Here is a 22832-nt window from a genome sequence, read left to right on the forward strand (position 1 = left end):
ATTAAAATCCTTTCTCAGCAAGCTTCTTTGAGCTGATTTACCTCGCCTGTTTCAATATGCGCATTTTTATGAGAAATGGTAAATTTTTCCCATAAAGTTATCGTTGCCATGTACGCATAACCGTATAAGAATAACAGCAAAAATGGGATGGCGACATAAGCTTGCATTTTATAAGCTGTATGGACGATAAAGCAAAAATATACGGCCAATGCTAGTTCTACATATGGTAAGATATTGTTTTTCACCTTGTAACGACGCGAGGATTTTTCTTTGTTGTTTTTTGCGTTGTATTTGGGGGTTCTTACAAAGCCTGTTTTGTGATTGAATATTGCTTCGAGAACAGCTTTGCTATTACTAACACATAAACCGATACCTATTGCCGTAACAAACGGAAGGTATTTGAGACGTTGTAGCCAATTTTTATGTATTTCTATTTGCGAAGCGGCATAGAAGCTATTAATGGAGATTGTTGCCGCAATGAATAGCGGGAGATCTATGAGTAATAATGTATACCAATCGTTTTGCGTGCGATAAATAAGGGCCGGAAACATTAGTAAGGAGAATACAAACATCAAAAGATACACAAAATTGTTTGTGAGCTGTATGAACGCTTCAGTTTTTGCTTTAAACGGAGCTTTACTTTTTAAAATAGGTATCAGTAGTTTTTTACAGACTTGAATTGTTCCCTTTGACCAACGGTGTTGTTGGCTTTTGAATGCACTGACTGTCATGGGAAGCTCCGCAGGAGCAGCGACGTTAGGTAAAAATATGAATTGCCAATTTTTGATTTGCGCGCGAAACGATAGGTCCATGTCTTCTGTCAGTGTATCATGCTCCCATCCTCCGGCGTCTATAATCGTTTCTTTACGCCAAATTCCCGCTGTGCCATTAAAATTAAAAAATCTACCGCTACTATTACGCGCCGTTTGCTCAATCATGAAATGGCCGTCGAGAAAAATGGACTGCACTTGTGTTAACAATGAATCATCGCGGTTTATGTGCTCCCAGCGCGCTTGAATAAGACCTACTTTTTCATCGGTAAAGTAATGTATGGTGTCATGTAGAAAATTTTTGCATGGCACAAAATCTGCGTCGAAAATAGCAATAAATTCTCCTGTGGCTTTTTGCATTCCATTTGCCAAAGCACCTGCCTTGAAACCTTCGCGATTCGTGCGATGAATATAGTGAATATTGAGTTTTTGTTGATATTCTTCTACTTTTTTTTGGCAAATTTTTTGTGTTTCATCTGTAGAATCATCTAGGACTTGTATTTCCAGTAAATCCTTGGGATAGTCCACGGCTGCGACGCTGTCAATGAGTCTTTCGACGACGTACATCTCATTGTATATGGGTAATTGAATCGTTACGTGAGGAAGAGAAGGAAATTTTTTTCTTGGTTTTTGTGGTGGCCTTTTGTATTTGTAGTACAAGTGTAGCAGTTGATAACGATGAAGACCATATATAGATAGTATGCATAAAGTGATAAAATAAAAAGTTAGTAGTATTTCGCGAGACATTGCTCCATCCTTTTTTCGTGATTCGCCGAGATTACTTTGTCAGTATCATCATTATCTTCAAGGACTTGTATAATAGATGTTATTTAACCAAGAACGTAATCGAAATTTAAGCCCGTAATTATGTAAAGGTTCAATATGGATTTATCTGAGTTTGATTATGAATTACCTCAAGAGCTGATTGCTCAAACTCCCGTTGACAATAGAGTTTCTTCGCGTTTAATGGTGTTAAATCGCCGTGAAAAGACCATTGATCATCATGATTCTTTTGCAGAAATAATTCATTATTTTGAAAAAGGAGATGTTCTTGTCATTAATACCACTAAAGTTATACCTGCGAAGCTAATCGGTAAAAGAATGACAGGTGCTAGAGTGGAAATGCTAGTAATTGAAATGGAAGACCATCTGGCTAAAGTATTTATTAAAACACGTAAAAGACCATCTGCAAAAGAACAATACCTTTTCGGTAACTATAACGTAACTGTGGTTGAGCGTCAAGAACAACATTGGGTTGTCGACTTTGGAGAAAACAATGTTTTAGACGTACTCAATGAACTAGGTGAACCTCCTTTGCCTCCGTATATCAAGAGAAAAAATGTGGTAACGCAAGTCAACGATCAAGATCGATACCAGACAGTTTATGCAAATGAACCGGGAGCCATTGCTGCTCCCACAGCCGGTTTGCACTTCTCCGTGGATCTTTTGCAACAGATAAAAGAGCGCGGTGTTATTGTACAAAATGTATTACTACACGTTGGTTTGGGGACTTTTTTACCTATTAAAACGCAAAATATTTTACAACATAAAATGCACGAAGAGTACTACAACGTTTCACCGCAAACAGCCACAACTATTAATGAGGCTGTGGCGGGCGGCAATCGTGTGGTCTGTGTGGGGACAACATCATGTCGTGCGTTGGAGAGCTGCGCTAGTGACGGTGCCGCCAAGGCTCAGAGCGGTATTACAGATATCTTTATTTATCCTGGATATCAATTTCAGGTTATGAACGCTCTTGTGACAAATTTTCATTTACCGAAAAGTACTCTTCTACTACTAATTGCGGCATTTGCTGACAAAGATTTTATATTGAAAGCATATAAAGAAGCGATTGATAAAAAATATCGATTCTTTAGTTATGGCGATGCGATGCTAATCTTGTAGTTACAGCAAGTGTTATTGTTGCGTACCAATATAGATTACAATAAAAAGTGTCTTTTGGTATTCTGAGTGATTTCTATATCACTCAGAATATACCTACCATTCATCGATATCGTCAATTTCGATATCTTCTTCAAGAGTAATTTCGTCTTCGTCTTTTTCCTCTGGTTCTTCCTGTGGGGATTCATCGCTTGTTTGTTCTTGCTGCTTCTCATCTTGTTCGTCATCGGTATTGTTTAGATGGAGAAGTTTTTGGATTTTTTCGAAGAGCGTCTTGCTATTATCCAACTGTTGTATAATTTTTTGCAGGGCATTTCGCGTGGATGATTGTACATACTCATTCTCATCATCTAGGAGCAAAATTATTTTTTCGATAATTTCATCCGATAAATGGCCTGCAAATTTTCCTAAAGAAATAGCTACTTTGTAGCGAACGAACCAATCTTCGTCATTGATTTTTTCCGCTATTTTTTCGATGGCTTTCGCTTTTTTTATGTATCCCAGAGCTTCTGCTGCACATCCACGTACCTCTGGAGATTCATCTTCCAGTAAGGATATTAATATATTTGTTGCCGAACCTACGCGCAAACGGCCTAAGGACTCTGCGGCTGATCTACGAACATTGGCATCTTCGTCATATAGTAGGCTTTTTAGGGCTTCTTTGGTGCCGCGTTCTCCAAATTTCCCCAGAACTATGGCTGCTTGCGAGCGTACATCCGCATTTGTATCCCCTAGCATATTTATAATGGTATCAATCGCTTCTGCTGTGGCGTGCTTACCAAGAAACTTTATGGCTTGGGAGCGAACTCGTGGAGATGGATTGGCCAGTATAGACATTAAGGAAGAGAAAGTACGGTCGCTATTACCTTCGACAACATTTGTTCGCGCGGCCACCTCACTGAATACGCTAGGGTTATCGGCATCAATAACTGGTTTTAATAAACTCATTGTTCGTTCTTGTGCCGATTTTTTTACTATTTTTATATAGCGGCGAATGGCGAAAAATATAGGTGCAATACACAGAAAGAAAGCCAAAATCAGTTTGATATCAGCGGTGAGTAGCAAAGTAATGGTCATAATGAGGGCAATAATCGCGGTTATAAATAGCGTTTTTGCCGTTTGTTTGTATACATAAGCATTGTTAATCGCTGAAAGAATGCGATTGCTACTGGCCACCGTATCAAGAGATATCATGTGGAAATGTGTAAATAACGAGTGAGCAATGAAGCTGTATACAACCGATAGTAGTACGGAGACACAGCTAATAGATAAAAGGAGAGTACTGATTCGCCCTGAGATCACAGGTAAATTGCTTTGCATAGTGAAGAAAAATCCTACAAGAGCAAAGCCTCCCAAAAAAATAGAGGAAATAATTAATAAAAAATTTTCTTCATAAAGTTTTTGAGAAAGAGTGTTATAGTACTCTAACTCTGTTTTTGAAAGTTTTTTGTCGTGTTGGTGAAGACCAAATTCTTGTTGTAAATATTTGTGGAAATCCATGATTCCCCCGGTGTTATTGTTTATTTTGATGAAAATACAGAAATTTTTGCATTGTATTGTTTTTCGCGGAGTGCTGCAACAAAAAAGCTAGAAAGTCAAGATATGTCTGTTTATGAAAACAAAGCAACGCTGATTACTCCGTATGGACAAGGAGGAGTTGCGGTTATCCTGGGTTTAGGAAAGAACATCAATGAGGCTATTCAGCCGTTTTTTTCGACATCTAAAAAAATAAAACCTTCACAAAATATCTACTATGGAACTTTGTATGACGATAAACGTGAAATTATTGACCAAGTCTTGATCCGTTGCTTTGAATATAAAGAGGTTGATGCCATTGAAATTTGTTGTCATGGTGGTATTGCCATTACCGAGGCAATTTTTCAACTACTTACATCTATCGATATCTTGCGTAGCGATGATTTATTTTCTCCATCAGAAAATGTGGCATTACAAAACTTTATTCACAGTAAAACAGATCTAGTGGCCAAAATATTTGCTTACCAATTAAACGGAATATGGAACTCTTACATCCAAGAAATTGTCACACATATAAACCAGGATAATTTTACTCAGGCGATTACTTTATTAGAATCTACTTTAGAGTCTTTCACTATTTTTAATATGATAACAGATCCTCAATCTATTGTAATCGCAGGAAAACCAAATAGTGGAAAATCAACACTTATGAACCAGCTTGTGGGACGCGAACGAGTGATTGTCGATTCTACACCTGGTACCACTCGTGATGCAATAAAAGTACTGGTCTCTTTAAGTGGATTTCCTTTTTATATTTATGATACCGCGGGTATTCGCGACTCAGATAATGTTGTGGAGCGAATGGGAATTGAAAAAACTTTTTCCATGTTAGACTCTGGGAGACATATTTTATGGGTGATAGATAGCTCTTTACCGCCTGTAGAAGAGGAAATACCCGAAAATGCGCTAGTTCTTTTGAATAAAGTGGATTTACAACCACGTTTTATCGAGGAATATAAAAGACTTTATCGCAACGCTATTTGTATTTCGGCTAAAAAAGGTTTGGCGATCGAGGAAATCGCACGGCGTTTGGTTCCCGGCTTAGATAAATTACAACAAAGCTTTCCGATGATTATGAGTGAAGATCAATACAATGTTATTGTGGAAGTCATCCGGCTTTTAGAGGAAAGAGATACCAAAAAAGCACTTTTACTATTGGCAGGTACTTGTTTTTATTTTTCTTGGAGTTTAGAGTAATGTGGGCTTCTAGGGAATGACCAATTGCGGAAAAGTAACTACGCAAAAAAAAATTCCCATAATATTATGGGAATTTTTGGTGCTAAAAGTAACTAAAAATCAGTGTGCAAAAGACTAGAGTCTTTCTTTCAAACCTTTACCAGGTTTGAAACTTACTGTCTTAGAAGCTTTAATCTTGATAACTTCACCAGTTTTTGGATTACGACCTTTACGAGCTTTTCTCTTCTTAACTGTGAAAGATCCGAAACCGATTAGTTGTACTACGCCGTCTTTTTTAAGACCTTTTTTGACAGACTCAATAACTGCATTTACTGATCTTTCAGCATCTGCTTTTGATTTTTCCATCTCTTTTGCAACAGCTTCAATTAGTTGCTTTTTATTCATGCATTATCTCCATACATTTTGTTTTTTTTGCGATTAGCTACCTTATCTTTTGGGAACTTGTAAAGGTAGCCTTCATAAACTATCATAACCACAAAGTAATTATACGCTCCTCAGGCTGGTAGTCAATGTTTTTTTTATTTTTTTACAGATAGCCATTTTGGATGTATAAATCTTAGTAGTTATAGCCCACCGTAAAGCGGAGAAAAAAACGCACCTCTCGTAAGCCTATAAACTGCATGGCTTTATGGATGTGATTTTGCCGCCAGAGCTTCCACCTAGGCTGTATGTTTTATAAAAGAGTGATGTAAAACTGTTGAGTCAGATAAGTTCTCAAAAAAAAGAACATATCTTTTCGTAGGAAATTACAAAGAAAACTCTATAAAGTAATATATAAAAGGATTTTGTCTATAACTACCAAGTGAATAAAATATAACAAGTGCTGCCAAAATAAGTTCGATAAAAAGCGAACTTTTTTTCTGTTAAGTGTTGTTGTTCGTGCAGGCGAAAATTTTTTTTATTTAATGGGAGCACTAAAGTTTTTTTTTTGGTATAAATTTTTAGGGGTGCACACCTCTTAATGGTCTTTAAATTTAGAAAGGAGTTTGTGATGGCAACTACATGGAATACCAATAAATATGCCAATAATGGTTATAAATTACTTGTTATTGCTGCGATTGCAACAGTGATGTTTATTTGTCACAATATATTTAAACAAGAATTGTTTTTTTGGGCGGGAGTTGTTACTTGTGTGGTCTTTTTTTGGGTGGTAACACTTGCGGTCTTTGCGGCAGCTGAAAAAATTAGCCAGTGATTTTGTTGTTATGTCCCTGAATTATTCAGGGACAAAGCTTAATATTTCCGAACCTTCGGCATATTTGTATTAATTGTGATAAGGATCGTCCCAATCATAGTTCCAAAAATGTCTATCAATGAACTTATGAATTTCTACATAGTCTTGATAAATAGCTTTTCTATGAGCACGACGGTGTTCTGGGCTACCGTGGAAAGGGCATCCTACAAAAATAAATGCCGAAGAGAATAGAAGAAGAAGAATAAAAATCTTTTTCATGATATCCCTTCCTAAAGAGTACGTACAATCTAAAATTTTATTAGTCATTACCGCAGGTAAGCGAGAATGTAACTTTTGTATTTTGGCTATGTTACCAAATTCCGATGCGGGGAACAATAAAAAAAGTTACAAAAGATTTGTTATCTTGTTTTATCTCGTTATCCTGTCTAAAATTCTTTGGTTTTGACCTTCATACTTAATTAAAAGTTACGCATCACGCCTTAAATATTTCATTTTTTTTGTAAATAGCTTTGTATTTTTTGTTTGGTTGAAGACGAAATCTGTGAAACTTGATACAGCTCCTTCCATGAAGAAAATCCCAAATCTTTCGCTTTTTGTAAATACATGATCGCCTGTGTGTGCTGGTTTTGTTCAAAATGTGTTAACGCTAAAAATAACGGCGGCCATGGATTCTGAGGACTTGCACTGCGAGCAACGCCCAAGAATTTCACCCCCATTTTGTATTTTTTTTGGAAAAACAAAGATCTACCCAATAAGAAATTCGCTTCATAGTTGTTGCGGTCTAGACTAATAACTTTAAAACAGAGAGTCATTGCTATTTTAGGTTGCTGCAATTCTTCGTAAATTTTGGCCATACTTATGTTGGCAGTGATGATTTCTGCTTTTTTACCGTTTTTGGCCACAAATTCTAAGTGATGCAGAGCTGAGGGGAAAAGCCGCATTTTGACCAGTGTGTTTGCGATGTACATCGTTGGTACAATCTTGCGTTTATCTTTTTCTTTTGCTTTGCTGTAAAAAGTCATCGCTTTGCCGTATTGACCAATATATTCGTTTGCCAGACCTATATTCATTAAAAAATCTATGTCTTTACCTAATTGTTCTCTTAAAAGCAGAGCTTTGTTGAGATAATTCACTGCTTGTGGCGCTTTACCTATGTCTAGGCAGAGTTTACCAAGGTTGTAATTGAGTTGCCAGGATTCGGGGTAAAGTCGTAACGCTTGTTTCCATGTGACAAAAGCTTTGTGGTGTTCTTTAATGTGTGTGTAACAAATGCCCAGAGTAAGGTAGGCATTTTCTAAATAAGTGGCCTGGGCTTTTTCCAGGTGCATTTGGGCTTTTTGCGGTTGTTTCTTCACCAAGTAACAACGTCCCATCTCTAGGTGGGTATTATGATCGCTCCATAAACTTTGGGCCTTTTGTAACTGGGTAATGGCCTTATCGTACTTTTTGGTTTTCATATGTTTTTGACCAGAGTGGAAATGTATATTGGCAGCGCTTTGTAGGAGCGAAGTACACAAACCACAGAGGGATACAATTAGTAACAGGGGAAAAATGGCGTTGCCGTGGATGTACTTGTGGCTTTTTTGTGCGGCAATCCCTAGAGAAATACCAAGTAGCAAAGCGGTTGTTGGAGCTATGAACACACAGTAAAAACAGGCGTTTATGAGTAAGCATATCAGAATACTTAACCCGCAAAGATACATACCATTGTGGCCGCGATATAGTTTTCGTAGGCTGAAGAACAACAATACAATAAATAAAGCTAAAATAAAAATTCCATTTTCCGCAACTATGAGTAAAAAGTCGTTGTGTGGATGCGTGGCAACACGAGAATCGGAAATCGTATACTCTTCTTTGTTGCGATAGAGTGGATATTGTTCGATAAATTTGCCGCTACCAACGCCACTCCATAGGTAATCGCTAGTCATATCCCAGGTGGATTCCCACATGTACAAACGCACTTTATTGGAGTTGTTTTTAGAATCAAATATACTCATGGTTTGTTGTTTTACCGGAGTATATAACAGTGAAGCAGCAATCGTAATGACAAATACACCTAAGATAAGCAAAAGGTGTTTAAGGCGCAATGAAAATTGGCGCGTGATGACTACAATGGCGAATAGTAAAAAAGTGATGGCAAAAGCCACATACCCCGCGCGACTTCCGGTGCACATTAAGTAAGATAGTTGCAAAACGAAAGACACCAGAAGTAGCGGAGTGTGTTTGGGAAAATTTACAACGGCTAAGGACATCGTTAACATACAACTGCAGGAGATAAAAGCACCTGCCGTATTGATGAGTGAAAAAGAAGAAGTGTACGTTGGAAAAGTATTTACGCGAAGTTGTGTACTTGCTGTGTATTGGTATATTCCATAAATACTCGCCACAGTTGCCGCAGCACAGAGACTGTACAAGGTAGTCATGATTTGCTTTTCTTCGGCATGTGAAAAAATAATAGCAAGCAATAAGATGATTATCCAATATTGTAAATGGGCAATGGAAAAGGACATGGCCATAAAAATCACTACGACAAATATCATCATGTGTTCATTGCTAATGACATTTTTTTTTGATTTATACAGTTGAATACAGAATACACAAGTCAACAAATACAATAGCGTTACTTTGGGAAAAAATTGATTTGAAAACCATGAGAAGCACAACAGTGGTACTATTCCCCACAAAATAAAATAAATACCTTGCATTTTACACTCCTATTACGACTATGATTGTTATTTGATCGCGATCCCGACCCCGTGTATCCTATTTCTTTTTCTTTTTTTTGCGTCTTTTCTTTTTTACTTTTACTTGCGGTTCTGTCATGGAGTCATCTACATCGTCATCCTGTTGTACGTCACTATCGTTTTGTAATTCTTCGGCGGAGACGGGGGCGTTTTTCTTCTCTTCGATAAGAGCTTTTTGCTCTTTTTGTACCTGTTGAACAGGAGTTAACTTTGTTTTTGCATCGTGATAGGTTTCTTCTACTTCAGAAAAATGCTGTTGCTGCTCTTCTGTGGACAACTCTTTGGGGGTATACAGTACACGTTGTGGGAATGGAATTTCAATATTGTGCTTGTCAAAATAAATTTTTATACGTCTTTGCGCAGCGCGTTTTACAGCCCATTGGTCTCCTGGGGTTGTTTTTAACCACATGCGATATGTAATCGCACTATCACCAAAGTTGTCGAGACCCTGAATTTCATATTCTTCTAAGACCTTTGGACCAACTTGTGGGTCTTGGCGCATATCAACGGCAACTTGGTGCAAAATTTCCAAAACTTTATCCACGGGCGTGCTGTAAGCAACACCGATATTAATCACTGCGCGCGAATTTTTGCTCTTATTACTAATGTGCTGTACGGTTCCGTTGGGAAAAAAATGTATTGTACCATCAAAAGCCCTTAGTATCGTGAGGCGTAAGGTAATTTTGATGATGCAACCTGTGATACCATCTATTTCGACCATGTCTCCTGTGGCATATTGATTTTCTAAAAGGATGAAAAAACCTGAAATATAGTCACGCACCAATGTTTGTGCTCCAAAAGCAAGGGCGAGACCTAATACCCCGGCCGATGCAATGATGGGGGTTATGTCAATACGAAATTGTTCCAGCATGTATATACCAGCAATAATAAAAATAAGTGCTGTCCATGTCGTTTTTAAAATTCCAAGAAGTGTTTGCGCACGTTGTTCTCTCACTTTTTGGTTTGAGTAACTGGAGGCAGTGACACGGTGGATGATTTTTTCCCCGACACGGTTTAAAACTCTAATCAATAGTAACGCTAGTATGGGGATGAAAATAAGATTGCATATCGAAATGAAAGCGGAGCGCAATAGAGCGTTTGCTTGTAGTTGTTGCGTGTAGTGAATTTCACCTTGTAGATATCGATTTTCTTGGTCTTTGTTTTGAGGCTTTTCAATCGGATCTAACGAATGCAACGACGCAAGAGAGTGCCCTGTTAATTTGTTGATGTCGGGTTTTATTTGTCTCTTTTTTGATTCTATACGTCCTATGTCTTCTTTATATTTGGCGACTTCTGTTGCGATGCCTAATTTTGAAGTATCGTATTCCACAGCGTTTTGTTGCGCTTGGAATGTCAAAAGTGTTACCCAACTACGAAAAACTTCATCCGCCGCTGTTGGGATATATTCCTGACGTTTCTCGTTACTCAAGCTATTTGGAAGTGTTATGTTTTCGCTATTGTCGGGAAAAAAGCTATCCAATATATCTTTTTGCAAAGAGCTTGGTTTTAATCGCGCTTCTATCTCGGCTAGATGCATGTCTAGCTGTTGTTGTGGAGAATGCAATGTGTAACTTTGCAAAGTTTGTTGCTCTTCGTCAGCTGCTTTGATGAGACTTTGATTTAGTAAGGCTCTCTTTTCAAGATTTTCTATTTTTCTTCGCAGCGTAACCAAATCTGCAAAGTAAGAATTTAGTAAATTCTCTTGTTGTTCTGCTTCTTTTGAGCTAAAGAAACTCAAGAGGTTAACCCACCAAATACTGTATGTGAGTTTGGTTTCGTATATCGCCTGTTGTTGTTGCTGTTGTTGCGTGTTGGTGAGCTCTTTTGCCGCGAAGTCTTCTTGCATCTTGCGACGTTTTTGTAAGTATTTTAATTTCTCTAATATAATAGATATACGCGTTTCTATGTGTTTTACATACTGAGATATCTCACTGGCATTTTTGTTTTGTTCTTCCATGGATTTTTTCACAGCGGAAATTTTTTGTTGTACCTTTTGTATTTCCGTGTCGATCGCTACAAGTTCTCCCTTGCCAGGAACATTTTTCACTTCCTCAGGAATTGATGTGATTTCTTTTTTGCCAAGGCGTATTTGAAATTCTGTTGCAGCACCATAAGCCTTTCGCAACTCTAACATGCGTTCTTTCATTTGTGCGAGTTGTAGTTGTTTTTGTTGTGAAATATCATTGAGAATTTGTTGTAGTTTTTGTTGTGCAATTTGTTTTTCTTTCGCCACAGTGAGTACATTGGAGAAAAAATCGAGCTGTTGTTCGAGCTGTTCTATTTCACCTTCTGGCATATTATTTGGAAAACCACGCGCAATTTGTGTAAGTTTCTGTAAATATTTTTTCAAATCAGCATTGCTGATATTGCGATCAAGGCGTAAGGAAATTTTGTATTGCTTTTCTGTGGCAATTTGTTCGATGCAACGTTGCGCTTGGGTGTACAAGTCTTGTAGTGCTTGCTGAGAGTATACTACTGTAGGAGACTGTATTTTATGCACAGTTTGCTGCTGGTTTTTATGAAGAACGCGAAGCGTCGATACCATTTGTTGAAATTCTTGGATCTTTTTATATTTTTCTTGAGCAGTTTTCAAGTAAGAAGTGAGCTTTTCATTTAGTTGGTTTTCGTCGAGCTTATCGACATCCACCACCCATTTTTCCCATTTCTTTTCTTCTTCGTAAACTTTTTGTAATTTTTCTACCTGTTGCTTTGTTTCCTCGATTGTGGAGGAGAGGTCATCTATTTGCTGTTGTGCAATCTTTATTTGTTGTTGCCATGCACTAATGGGATTATCGTAGTAAAAAAAATTCTGGCGTTTGTTGTGGTGTTTTTCAATGATTACTTTGTATTGATCAATAGGTAAAGCCGACAGTTTTTCTGGTTGCAATGGTGTCAAAATTTCAATAATGGTGTCTAGTTGTAAGATAGTGTCGTAGAACTGCGTGTACTGTTCGTTGAGATCTTGAGCCTCTTTGATGAGTTTTGTCATTAGCGTTATAGATTCTTGGAGTCTTTTAAGGCTATTTTTTTTGTAGTCGAGAACTATGTTGTTCGATTTCCAGTTTTTTTCTGCTTCAATCGTCGATGGAATTTTTGATACGGTTTTTATTTGCGAGTAGTCTGGTGGCGTATCGGTTTGTAAAGTTTTCAACTGTGACTTGGCTTCGTCAAAAACTGTGAGTTTTTTGTCAAAATCATCGGCCTTTTTTACGACGTCCGGACCGATGGACGAAAGAAGTGCCAATAGGGTATCTGGTTTTTTTTCCTGCAACTCTTTTTGTATTTGCATCTTTTTTTGGTAAACGACCGACTGCTTTTCCAGAAGAACAATCTGTTGGTGTATTTGTTGTTGTTTTTGTTGTTCTTTTGCGGCATTTTCTTCTAAAACTTTTCGACGAGCAGGTATTTTTTGTTGTTGTACCCCCCAAAGAGCTACACTCTTTTCGATTTGTTCTTTCTGAATTTGGAAATCTTGGGCTTTTTTGTCTTTCAACGAAGGTGGAAAACTCTGTGGATTAAGAGATTTTGTGGTGATGCGCAGCTCTATTTCTTTTAGTAACTGCACGAATTCTTGTAATAAATTTACGACAATATTTGCACGCTCTTTGTTTTCTTCGAGCTGCGCTTCGTACTTCTTTAGTTGTGAAATAGCATCTTCGTACAATCCGTGTTTTTCTTGGAGAAATTTTTCCAGCTCTGTGAGATTTTTTATTTTTTCTTGAATGTTTTTTTGAGTTACTGGTTCTGTATTTTCTTGAGGAGATGGTTTTTGAAGTTGTGCTTCGGTGTTCTGTAACGAGGTTGCTAATTTAGAGAGGATATCTTGGCCCTCGCCGAGAATTTTTAGGGGATTCACTAGTGACAAATCGTGCTTGTTGGCCGCATCTAGCAAGCTATTATTATCCAAAGTACTGTTATTTTCTTGAGAATAGGTGAGTCCTTGTACGAGGAAAAACAGTAAGACAATTGTAAAATTTTTTAAACTCATGGTGTGTACCTTATCGACTTTCATAGTTTTGATGAAATATTTTTTGCATAGTGTGGCACTTCTATTTTGCTAGGAAAGCCACAGGGCGTTTTGTTACTTTTGAAAATTTTGTTATTTTATACTAAAATGTTGTGTATACAACAACGCAAAACTAAATTTGTATTGCGATGTAATTATTGTATTTTGATACAATTTCCTACGTTACAGCGGAAAACTTTCGAATTATATTAAATAACTATAAATAATAAAATCATGTGTAACATATCCCTAACTTATATCTCTTTATTGATTTAAGAGTGTAAATTGGATAATTTGTTGATAAGAAATTACTTGACAACATTTGTAACGATGCTAAAATTTTAAATTATGTAGACAAGGCATGTAACAACAAAATACCCCTAACGAGTACCAACAAAAGTGATTTTCGCTTTGTTATATTTTGAGAACTTTTACAGAACCACAACAATCGTAAAATATAAGTACTATGTGCCTTCATCTAAATACAAGTTACTAACAAACAATCACTTATAAATAATTTTTAAAATTATAGCGCTCTGTAAACATTTATTTACTAGAAATATTCTGCTATTGAAAGGTAGCATATGAAGGCGAAATATACCGTAAACTTTATTTGTATACTTTCAACTCTTGCCTTCCTTCTTTTGGGTTGTGAAAGTCCTGCAAAAGTGAACAACGAGCAGGTGGATAATCCACAAAACCAAGAAGTTGAAGAAGCAAAAGATAACAATGCTACACCAGAAGATTCCTCTGAAGTAGCACAAACATCTGATAATACTGATGCAGCACAACCTGTTGAGGTAGCAGAGAACAATGAAGATGTTGCAAATGCAGAGAACGAAGATGTTGCCAATGATCCTCACGAGGCAAAGCTACAACAATACGAAAAGCAAGTAGCTAAGAAAAAAACTCTTGAGCAAGATTATGTGGATCACTTGATTACTACCGCACGTAAAAAAATGGCCCAAGATAAACACAATCAGGCAAAAGCATTTCTTGACCAAGCTCTTGCTATCGATCCTGCACATCCTGTGGCAAATAGACTTCGTGACGATGTAGGTGTAGTTCTCGGCGAAACTCCATCGAAAAGCCGCCGTTTTTTGGAAGAATTTGAAGACCAAGAACGAGTTAAAGCGGAACAAGCTAAAGTAGATGCACGCAATCACTATGATCGCGGTATGGAACACTTGGCCAGCAAAGAATACGATCCGGCAATCAGTTCTTTCACTTCTGCTCTAGAAATTATCAGATACGTTCCTTACGAGCTAAACATGCAAGCTCTGAGAAGAAAAGCTGAGGCAAAAGTAAAAGAAGCTGAAGAAAAGAAAAAAGCTTTGGCCGTTGAGTTACGCCGGGAGAGAATGGAAGAAGCACGAAGTGAAGCTGTTCGTATTGAAGAAGAAGAGCAATCTCGTCGTGCAACAGAAGTTCGCATCTTGTTAACAAGAGCTGGCGAATATTACATCAACAAAAAATACGACAAAGCAGATGAACTGATTAAGCAGGTAAAAGAAAAAGATCCACTAAACAAAATCGCTGGTCGATTGAGTAAAGATATTAGTGACGCACGTCATGAGCACATTTCTGAAACAACCAGAACAAAGAAAATTGACGAGTGGAAAAAGTTAGTTGCGAGTTTCCGCGAAGCACAAATTCCATATGCTGATGATTTACTATATCCTGAAAAAGATTGGTGGCACAATGTTGTCTCTAAGAGATCAAAAAGTACTTCTCTAAGTAGAGATGACTACAAAAAAGAGTTTAGTGATGCTGAAAAACGCATTCGTTCAAAATTAAATTCTGTTGACATCACTCTTGACTTTACTGAAACACCTTTTACCGATGTAATTTACTTCATTCAAAATACAGCAGACATCAACATTCACGTTGATCCTAAGGTTACACAAGCTTTCCAAGTAGAAGGTACAAAAGTAACTTTAAATGTTGAAGAACTAAAACTGAAAACCGCTTTAGATCTATTGATGCAGTTTTACAATTTAGTTTACATTTTTGAGAATGACGTTTTATTCATCACATCTAAAGATTCTGATCGCGCAAAAGGTAAATCTATTCCTGTTCTTCACCCTATTCAGGATTTAACAGCACAGATTGCTGATTTCCCTGGCCCTACAGTACGTCTACTTGAATCACAAGCAGGGGAAACAAGTGGTGGAGCACTTTTTGAAGATAGTGAAGACGGTCCTGGAAGTGTCATTACTGACGAAAAGCTAAAAGAGTTGATCCAAGCAAGTATCGCTCCTGATAGTTGGGACAAAGATGAAAACTCCATCGATATTACCAACAAACAACTTTTAGTAGTAAACACTGAAAAAGTTCAAGACGAAATTCGTCGTTTTCTTTCTGACATGAGACGTTTTTCAGGAACCATGGTTGCAGTAGAAACACGTTTTCTAGATGTAACTGACGATTTTCTTGAAGTACTAGGTGTTGACTGGAGAGGTATTGGAGATAACCAACTTCGTGGTAATAACGACCCTGATATTCCAGACGATGACAACGTCATACCTGTTACAGGTGTTACCAGAGGTGCTGAAGACTTTGCTGGAAACCCAGACATTGATCCGGATAACATTTTTACTACGGCTCTAAACGGTAGTGTAAACACCGCTGCTGGTTTCTTTTTCGAAGAAAATGTTGATCTTCGTGCTAGAACAGAAAACGTAGACGAGCAAGCCCTCGGACAACGTTTGTTCGACAACGGTGGTTTGGCATTGGAATTCTCATTCCTTGATGACCTCGAAATGAACGCTGTTCTACGTGCTGTAAAGAAAACCGCAAGACAAGAAGTTTTGTTTGCTCCTCGTATTACAACTTTCAACACTCAAAGAGCACACATTTCGATTGTACAACAGCTTTCGTTTGTACGTGACTTTGATGTAGAAGTTGCTCAGTCTGCTTACATTGCGGACCCAGTTATCGGTACAATACAGTCCGGTTTAGTTCTCGATGTTCGTCCAACAGTATCTAACGACAACAAATACATCACCTTGGAAATGCGTCCAACATTCGCAGACCTTGTAGGTGGAGTATTCCAAGAAATTGACACAACTCTTGGTGGTGTTGGTGTTGTAACCATTCAGGTACCAGAATTACAGTTGCAATCTGTTGAAACAACTGTTCGTATACCTGACCAAGGTACAATCATGCTTGGTGGATTCAAGAGCATTAACCAACAAGATCACAAGCAGGACATTCCTATCCTTGGAAACATTCCTGTTGTTAGCTTTTTCTTCTCTCAACAACGTAAAGTTGATGAGAAACGTCAGGTTATTATTGTAGTGAAAGCTAAAATTATTGACCTAGAAGAAAGAGAAGAACTTGCTGTAGGAAAACCTCGATAAGTTGTTATAGCTCCGCCTTTAAGGCGGAGTTATAATCCCCCAACGTGTGGCATTATTGGATTAATATTTCAATGAAAAAAAAGTTACACGCAGTACTCTTCGATTTAGACGAAACACTTTTTTCCACTTCCGACTTTACAAGGCTAGCAAGATTTAATGCTGTCCAAGCAATGGTTGATCTGGGACTTGACATACCTGTGCAAACACTATTTGATGAGCTTCAAGAAGTTGTTTCCGAATTTTCGAGTAACTATAATTACCACTACAACAAACTACTGCTACGCTTTCCTGAAAAATACTTTACCTCTCTCAACAAAACTGCCCTAATCACTACCGCAATCATTGCTTACCACGATACCAAATATAAATACCTAACACCTTTTCCCGATGCAGTGAATTTCATCGAAAAAATGCATAAAAAGAACGCCTACTTGGGAGTTGTGACCGCGGGACTCACCATCAAACAATTTGAAAAGCTATTACGTTTGGATTTATACAAATACTTCGATCCACACATCTATGTGTCCGAAGAAATTGGTGTCTCTAAGCCCAATGTAAAGTTGTTTGAAATGTCGTGCATGGGAATGAATATCGATCCAAAGTTTACAATGTATGTAGGTGACAATCCGACGATGGATATAGACCCGTGTAACAAGTTGGGAATGACAACAGTACTCATTAAAAAAGGCGGGAAATATCTAAAGGTAAAAGGGGAAACCAAGGCCGATTATGAATGCGAAGACTTCTCGGAACTCTATAAAATCGTAGATCAGGAATTTGATTTGGTGGTGAAATCGTAGCGTTCATACAATAATCGTCTATCGTTAATTCTTGCAATAAAGATGGACGATTATACCCAAAATACAATTCCAGAATTAGCTAAAAATGGATTTTTGGTTGGAATGTTTTGCTTGAATAGATTCGTTTGCAGATTGGTGCCCTCACCATCGCCTTGTAGATTTTAGCTTCGCTAAAAGCAACAAGTCTCATGCCTCTCCCACAGGGAGAGGCGTAACACGCCTTAATTCGTTTTTATTGTTTTCAGGTTTGCGTGTCAACGGTAAGAGAGGCAAACAAATAGATGACAAAATCACAATTTTGTCTCGCAAATCAAGCGAATTTTGTTTTTAACAAAAGAGAAGCGTGGAACCTCTCCCGGTGGGAGAGGTATGAAAATAGCAGGTTTTCAGCGCAGCTGATAACTGTCTTTGATGGTGAGGGCACCAATCGGAAAGTGAATACCAATTGGAAAGTAAATACCTTATCTAAAATTATTTATGCATCTGCTGATAATCACGGATGTATTTTTTCAACGCCTCTCTCGTGGCTTCCTCGCCCACGTTGATCTGTAAATCGGGATGAACCAACCACGTGTAGATAATGAGATTTTTCGCCACATCGTAGTATTTGCTGTGGTAGAGACATATGGCTAAGTTTCTTGTGCATTCCTTGCGCAATTCGCTATTTTCTATCCCTTTTTGTATCGCTTCCTTGTAGTATTTTGTGGCCTTTTTGTATTGCGCTAGGCCTAAAAATTGAATGTTACCCTTCTTGAAGCTCGCAGTACCTTTGTCGCGCTTTGATATGATAAAGTCTTTCGCTTGGGCGAGTTGTCGCTGTTTTGTCAGTGACTGATCGGTATTAATGGTGCGCGATGTTGGGAGAAATTCTACCTTATCTTGTCCTGATACATAAGCTTGCTCTGCCCAAGAAGAGGCTTTGTCTTTGTCGTTTGCCAGGTAATATGTTGCGGCAGCGATCACAGCACATTTTTCGCAGTTTTGTTGTTTATCTAACTTGTCACTCTCGGCTTTTAGTGCTTCCTTGTTGGCGACGATGTCCTGCGCTTTTTCATAGTAATCTTTGATATTTTCGCTTGGTGGTTGTGTGGTTTTCGTTTGTGTATTTACCTCTGTTGTTTTCTCGGCGCTATTTTCGCTGTTCTCTGCACTATTTTCTGTAGGCGCCGTTTGTTTATTGTTATTGTTGTCTAATGTCCCATTTTGCGTGCAAGATAGACATATTAGAGTTATCCCTGCCAGTAGTATTTTATTCACGATCATCTCCCCTTACTTGACAACTTTCCATACTTTTTTCAAGCGATTAATGCGAATATTGATATTCTGTTGATCTGCAAAACGAATTTTTTTGGTAAAAGAGGTTTTCCCAATCACTTTCTGCTTACCATTTTCCAAAAATTTTACTGCAGAAAAGTAGATTTTGACAGGATGAGCCCCTGGTGTCAAGTAGATAGAAGCTTTATTTTTCTTATCAACTTTTACTAACTGATTGTCAATAATAACCTTGAGATCATTATCGGCATAGAAAATTTTTAGATGATATTCTTTGGCATTTGTCACTTCTTGTAGACCAAAATCTTGAACAGGCTTTACGTTTTTATCTTGTTGTTTATTGTCGTTGTTGGTTTTTTCGTTTGTATTTGCGTCGTTGCTCGTTGGATTTTTTGAATTTTCATCTACATTATTGTTCTGCGCGTTATCATTGTTGATGGTGACGATTTCCGGATTTTGTTGGGTATTTTGCTGTGAATTCGTATTTACCTGTTCGTTGTTATTTTGCGCATTTGTGTTCGGCGTATCCGTTTGTGTATTTTCTGACGTATCTTGTGTATTGTCTTGTTGCGTATCGTTTTGTGTGGTTGAATTTTCTGCAATGTAGCTACTGTTTTTCGTATCGTTGTCGCTTTTATCACTATTTAGCATCCAAGGTAAGAGCAAAATGAGTACAAGTAGTGCTAACATGGATAATAGGACGGGTTGTCTCCAACGATCCCATGATTCTTGGGCAACTTTGTGGACTTTTTCAATAGAGGTCATTGATGTCGCAAGAATACCTTGTGGCGCAGGAGGTGCTATTTCGATGAAATCCTCTGCAGAATCTGTCTTTGTCGCATCTGTTTTTGTGGAATCCTTTTTTGTGCTCTTTAGCGGCTTTTTTGCCGCGTTTTTCTGTGGGGCAATTTCGCTGAGTGCATCACTCCACTGCTGGGGAACCGGGCATTCTGCAAAAGACTTGGCAGTTAAGCATTGTAAGAAAAGGTCACCCATATTTTCCGAGTACTCGTACATTTTTTGTACTTTTTGTGCAACAAATGGATCTTGTTCTTTTTGTAAAATTTCATCGGTGAACATCACTCCTTGTTTTGTAGGACGTTCGTCGATTTTCATCAATAAAATTTCCGCGAGAAGTATCCCCAACGCAAAGCGATCGCTGTGGTGTTGCCAATCTTTTTTCGCAGATTCCGTAATCCATGGAGCGCGGTAACCACTTGTTCCGCAGGACGTGTTCTTCACGTAGGGTAGGGACGTGTGGTACATGGTATCCCAGTCCACAAAATATACACCATTGTCATCGAGGTCTATGTAGATGTTTTCATGGCTTAGGTCACGGTGCGCACAGTTATTTTCTTCTAAAGTATTGACGGCGTTGACTAAGTTATGTGCAATTGACAATCTTTTGTTTTTCTTGATTTTACATTTACCATCGCGAATCTCACCGCTGAGGTCTTTCCAAGATTTTCCGGGGGCTTTTTGCATTAATATACTGTTTTCGAGCCACCGTGCCATTTGAAAAGAGTGGTAGTTTTTTGGCTTATTGCGTAGGTCATCGGGAACGAGAATAAGCCGTTTTTTCGCAGAGATAAAGGCCGGATCGTCGGGCACTACTTTGCGAATATTTTTGAGATAATTTTTGGGAGGTAGACAACCTTGGTTAAATTTTTTGATTACCCATTCTTTTCCAGTACTCTTTTGCACGATACCATAGGCAGTCCCTTGTTCGCCATGGTGTGTTTCAAGTTCTTTGTTTTTTGTAATGGGGGAGAGTTGTGAGTTTTTGATGACCATCGGTAACCCACTTTTACTCCAGCGTTGTATCGCATTCATAGCATTTTTCCTAAAGGATCATTGTCTAAAATTCGCGTCGTTTCCGATCGATTACCGCCAAATTACCGTTCTATTATAGCAAATAGAGCAGCATTCCGCTGCTCTATTTGTGATAAACAATTATTTTGCGAGACAAGCTCTAATCTTAAAGTTAGTTACTCGGCTGCTTTTTCTTTTTCTTCTTTTTCTTCTTTTTCCTCTTTTTCCTCTTTTTCCTCTTCGCTAGTGCTGTTGACACTTTCTTCAACGAAAGTGGAAGAGGAATGTTCGATCATCTTTTGTAGGCGCGGTACCATCTCTCTTGGATTTATGGGCGAGCCATCTAACAATAATGCATTGTCGAAAAGTTGTTCGCAGTATGTTGTTAGTAAAGATTCTCGTGGATTGCTTTTGTATATTTTGCCCATGTTGACAATGATGGGATGTGTGGCATTTATTTCCATAATGCGCTTGGTCATTTCGAATTTTTCATCCATCATTTTCATGAGTTTTTGCATTCCCACTCCCATGCTATCTTTGCTACTTACAAGACAACATGGACTATCCACAAGTCTCTTAGATTCTTTGACATCGGTAACTTTGTCTTTTAGTGTATTTTTAAAGAACGCCAAAAGATCTTCGAACTCTTTTTCTTCGAGTGTGGCCGATGGTTTTTGTTCCTCTTCGTCTTTTTTGACTTCTTCGACGTTTGCGAGGTTGACATCTTCTTTTTCCGCAGATACGAATTTTTTACCTTCGTATTCTTTAAGATCTTCCATCAGAAAATCGTCAATTGTGTCGACTAGATATAATACTTCCACACCCTTACGGCGGAAAATTTCGAGATTTGGATTGTTTTCCAATGCTTCGCGATGTTCCGCGGTGAGATAGTATATTTCTTCTTGATTTGGCTTCATACGTTCTACATACTGTTTTAGACTTACGGTTGGTTTGTTGTCTTCACAGTGAGAACTATTGAAACGAAATAGTTTTACCAAATTTTCTCTGTTGGCGAATTCGTTACGGTAGCCTTGTTTTAAGAATGTACCGAATTCTTCCCAAAATTCTTGGTATTTTTCTGTATCTTCCTCGGAAACTTCGACGATTTTTTCGAGAACTTTTTTGATCAGATTTTTACGAATTTTTGGAATAACAACGTTTTGCTGTAGTGTTTCGCGCGAAACGTTTAACGGTAAGTCGTCAGAGTCTACTACACCGCGAACAAACTTTAGATAGTCGGGTAAAAGTTCATCGCAGCTTTCGGTGACGAAAACTCTTTGCGCATACAGACGAACACTTTTCCAAGACTCTGGTGCTTGGTGTTTCATATCCCAAGGTACTTTTTTGGGAATGTATAGTAAGCTGTAATATTGGATGGGAGCATCGTAGGACAAGTGAATGCGTTCGAATGGCTCTTCTTCCATGTGGTTGATATATTTGTAGTACTCTAGGTATTCTTCGTCTTTTACCGAAGAAGGACTTTTTGCCCAGATAGCAGATAGCTTGTTGATTTGCTCATCTTTGAAGAAAATAGGATGCGATACAAAATCTGAATAACGGCGCACGATATCTTTGATACGAAAGTCATCGAGGTATTCTTCGGCATCTTCGCGCAGCTCTAAGGTAATTTGCGTACCTCTTTCTTCTTTTTCGTCTTCGCTAATGCTATATTTTCCAAGACCATCAGATACCCATGTGTAGCCTTTGGCATCCGCAGTGAATGATTTTGTATACACGCTGACTTTTTCGGCAACCATAAATGCGGAGTAAAAACCAACACCAAATTGTCCAATCAGGTTGATGTCTTCTTTTGCTTCTTTGATATTCTTTAAAAAGTTTTTCGATCCCGAGTGGGCGATGGTCCCGATGTTTTGAACCAACTCGTCTTTGGTCATCCCAATCCCAGTATCTTTGATGACCAATTGTTTTTTATCTTTGTCGTAAGAAATATCAATTTTGAGGTCAAGACCTTTATTGGCAACTTCGGACTCGGAAGTTAGAGTTTGAAAACGAATTTTGTCTAATGCGTCAGAAGCATTGGATATCAATTCGCGCAAAAATATTTCTTTGTTGGTGTACAAAGAGTGAATGAGAATCTCCAGAAGTTGTTGGATCTCTGTTGTAAATTCAAATTCTTCTCTATGAACATCTGTCATAGTTATTTCCTTAAAATACTTAAGTAAAACTTTTATCGCCTATGTCTTATACAGAATTTACGTAAGCCTTATTTTTTCTT

Annotated in this window: 14 protein-coding genes; 5 read left to right on the plus strand and 9 right to left on the minus strand. The window is 38.1% G+C overall.

What is annotated here, in order from left to right; translation table 11 throughout:
- Positions 1-14: 14 nt before the first annotated feature.
- On the minus strand, positions 15-1517 hold the full coding sequence (locus UABAM_RS20105; RefSeq protein ID WP_151969789.1) for a cellulose synthase family protein: 1503 nt from the start codon (positions 1515-1517) through the stop codon (positions 15-17).
- A 135-nt stretch (positions 1518-1652) separates the two neighbouring features.
- Between UABAM_RS20105 and queA the strand changes: the two genes are divergently transcribed.
- Entirely contained in the window at positions 1653-2675 is a 1023-nt protein-coding gene (queA, locus tag UABAM_RS20110) for a tRNA preQ1(34) S-adenosylmethionine ribosyltransferase-isomerase QueA (protein WP_151969790.1), read from the plus strand.
- 93 nt (positions 2676-2768) lie between these two features.
- Here the strand turns inward: queA and UABAM_RS20115 are convergent, their stop codons facing one another.
- Positions 2769-4172: a HEAT repeat domain-containing protein gene (locus UABAM_RS20115; RefSeq protein ID WP_151969791.1), complete on the minus strand. Its 1404-nt coding sequence runs from the start codon at positions 4170-4172 to the stop codon at positions 2769-2771.
- Between UABAM_RS20115 and UABAM_RS20120 the strand changes: the two genes are divergently transcribed.
- Positions 4161-5405 (plus strand): GTPase, encoded by a 1245-nt coding sequence (locus tag UABAM_RS20120; protein ID WP_151969792.1) that lies wholly within the window; start codon positions 4161-4163, stop codon positions 5403-5405. The genes UABAM_RS20115 and UABAM_RS20120 overlap by 12 nt on opposite strands.
- Before the next feature lie 114 nt (positions 5406-5519).
- On the opposite strand, the gene UABAM_RS20125 is transcribed toward UABAM_RS20120, so the two are convergent.
- On the minus strand, positions 5520-5789 hold the full coding sequence (locus UABAM_RS20125; protein ID WP_151969793.1) for an HU family DNA-binding protein: 270 nt from the start codon (positions 5787-5789) through the stop codon (positions 5520-5522).
- Between the two features lie 607 nt (positions 5790-6396).
- On the opposite strand from UABAM_RS20125, the gene UABAM_RS20130 reads away from it, so the two are divergent.
- Positions 6397-6600 carry a hypothetical protein gene (locus UABAM_RS20130; protein WP_151969794.1) on the plus strand — a complete coding sequence of 68 codons (204 nt, stop codon included), beginning with the start codon at positions 6397-6399 and terminating at the stop codon, positions 6598-6600.
- Positions 6601-6669: 69 nt separating this feature from the next.
- On the opposite strand, the gene UABAM_RS20135 is transcribed toward UABAM_RS20130, so the two are convergent.
- The 3 genes from UABAM_RS20135 to UABAM_RS20145 all read right to left on the minus strand — a co-directional run bounded on the left by UABAM_RS20135 (position 6670) and on the right by UABAM_RS20145 (position 13332).
- Positions 6670-6858 carry a hypothetical protein gene (locus UABAM_RS20135; protein WP_151969795.1) on the minus strand — a complete coding sequence of 63 codons (189 nt, stop codon included), beginning with the start codon at positions 6856-6858 and terminating at the stop codon, positions 6670-6672.
- A 230-nt stretch (positions 6859-7088) separates the two neighbouring features.
- Positions 7089-9305, minus strand: coding sequence for an O-antigen ligase family protein (locus UABAM_RS20140; protein ID WP_151969796.1), 2217 nt, complete (start codon positions 9303-9305; stop codon positions 7089-7091).
- 58 nt (positions 9306-9363) lie between these two features.
- The gene (locus UABAM_RS20145; RefSeq protein ID WP_173013446.1) at positions 9364-13332 is read right to left on the minus strand and encodes a mechanosensitive ion channel domain-containing protein; all 3969 of its coding nucleotides are present in this window, start codon (positions 13330-13332) and stop codon (positions 9364-9366) included.
- A 602-nt stretch (positions 13333-13934) separates the two neighbouring features.
- On the opposite strand from UABAM_RS20145, the gene UABAM_RS20150 reads away from it, so the two are divergent.
- Together UABAM_RS20150 and UABAM_RS20155 are read left to right on the plus strand one after the other, a co-directional pair.
- Positions 13935-16712 (plus strand): hypothetical protein, encoded by a 2778-nt coding sequence (locus tag UABAM_RS20150; RefSeq protein WP_151969798.1) that lies wholly within the window; start codon positions 13935-13937, stop codon positions 16710-16712.
- Between the two features lie 71 nt (positions 16713-16783).
- Complete coding sequence (locus tag UABAM_RS20155) at positions 16784-17512, plus strand: TIGR02253 family HAD-type hydrolase (protein ID WP_151969799.1); 729 nt, start codon at positions 16784-16786, stop codon at positions 17510-17512.
- A 471-nt stretch (positions 17513-17983) separates the two neighbouring features.
- On the opposite strand, the gene UABAM_RS20160 is transcribed toward UABAM_RS20155, so the two are convergent.
- The 3 genes from UABAM_RS20160 to htpG all read right to left on the minus strand — a co-directional run bounded on the left by UABAM_RS20160 (position 17984) and on the right by htpG (position 22752).
- Entirely contained in the window at positions 17984-18769 is a 786-nt protein-coding gene (locus UABAM_RS20160; RefSeq protein ID WP_151969800.1) for a hypothetical protein, read from the minus strand.
- A gap of 12 nt (positions 18770-18781) precedes the next feature.
- Positions 18782-20617: a protein kinase domain-containing protein gene (locus UABAM_RS20165; RefSeq protein ID WP_151969801.1), complete on the minus strand. Its 1836-nt coding sequence runs from the start codon at positions 20615-20617 to the stop codon at positions 18782-18784.
- Between the two features lie 155 nt (positions 20618-20772).
- Positions 20773-22752 carry a molecular chaperone HtpG gene (gene htpG, locus UABAM_RS20170; RefSeq protein WP_151969802.1) on the minus strand — a complete coding sequence of 660 codons (1980 nt, stop codon included), beginning with the start codon at positions 22750-22752 and terminating at the stop codon, positions 20773-20775.
- Between the last annotated feature and the right edge of the window lie 80 nt (positions 22753-22832).

It is taken from the genome of Candidatus Uabimicrobium amorphum, assembly GCF_009002475.1.
Taxonomy (GTDB): Bacteria; Planctomycetota; Uabimicrobiia; order Uabimicrobiales; family Uabimicrobiaceae; genus Uabimicrobium; species Uabimicrobium amorphum.

Coding starts and splice junctions, on each gene's coding strand:
- UABAM_RS20105 (WP_151969789.1), bottom strand. CDS start 1,517: ATGTCTCGCGAAATACTACTAACTTTTTATTTTATCACTTTATGCATA.
- queA (WP_151969790.1), top strand. CDS start 1,653: ATGGATTTATCTGAGTTTGATTATGAATTACCTCAAGAGCTGATTGCT.
- UABAM_RS20115 (WP_151969791.1), bottom strand. CDS start 4,172: ATGGATTTCCACAAATATTTACAACAAGAATTTGGTCTTCACCAACAC.
- UABAM_RS20125 (WP_151969793.1), bottom strand. CDS start 5,789: ATGAATAAAAAGCAACTAATTGAAGCTGTTGCAAAAGAGATGGAAAAA.
- UABAM_RS20130 (WP_151969794.1), top strand. CDS start 6,397: ATGGCAACTACATGGAATACCAATAAATATGCCAATAATGGTTATAAA.
- UABAM_RS20135 (WP_151969795.1), bottom strand. CDS start 6,858: ATGAAAAAGATTTTTATTCTTCTTCTTCTATTCTCTTCGGCATTTATT.
- UABAM_RS20140 (WP_151969796.1), bottom strand. CDS start 9,305: ATGCAAGGTATTTATTTTATTTTGTGGGGAATAGTACCACTGTTGTGC.
- UABAM_RS20145 (WP_173013446.1), bottom strand. CDS start 13,332: ATGAGTTTAAAAAATTTTACAATTGTCTTACTGTTTTTCCTCGTACAA.
- UABAM_RS20150 (WP_151969798.1), top strand. CDS start 13,935: ATGAAGGCGAAATATACCGTAAACTTTATTTGTATACTTTCAACTCTT.
- UABAM_RS20155 (WP_151969799.1), top strand. CDS start 16,784: ATGAAAAAAAAGTTACACGCAGTACTCTTCGATTTAGACGAAACACTT.
- UABAM_RS20165 (WP_151969801.1), bottom strand. CDS start 20,617: ATGAATGCGATACAACGCTGGAGTAAAAGTGGGTTACCGATGGTCATC.
- htpG (WP_151969802.1), bottom strand. CDS start 22,752: ATGACAGATGTTCATAGAGAAGAATTTGAATTTACAACAGAGATCCAA.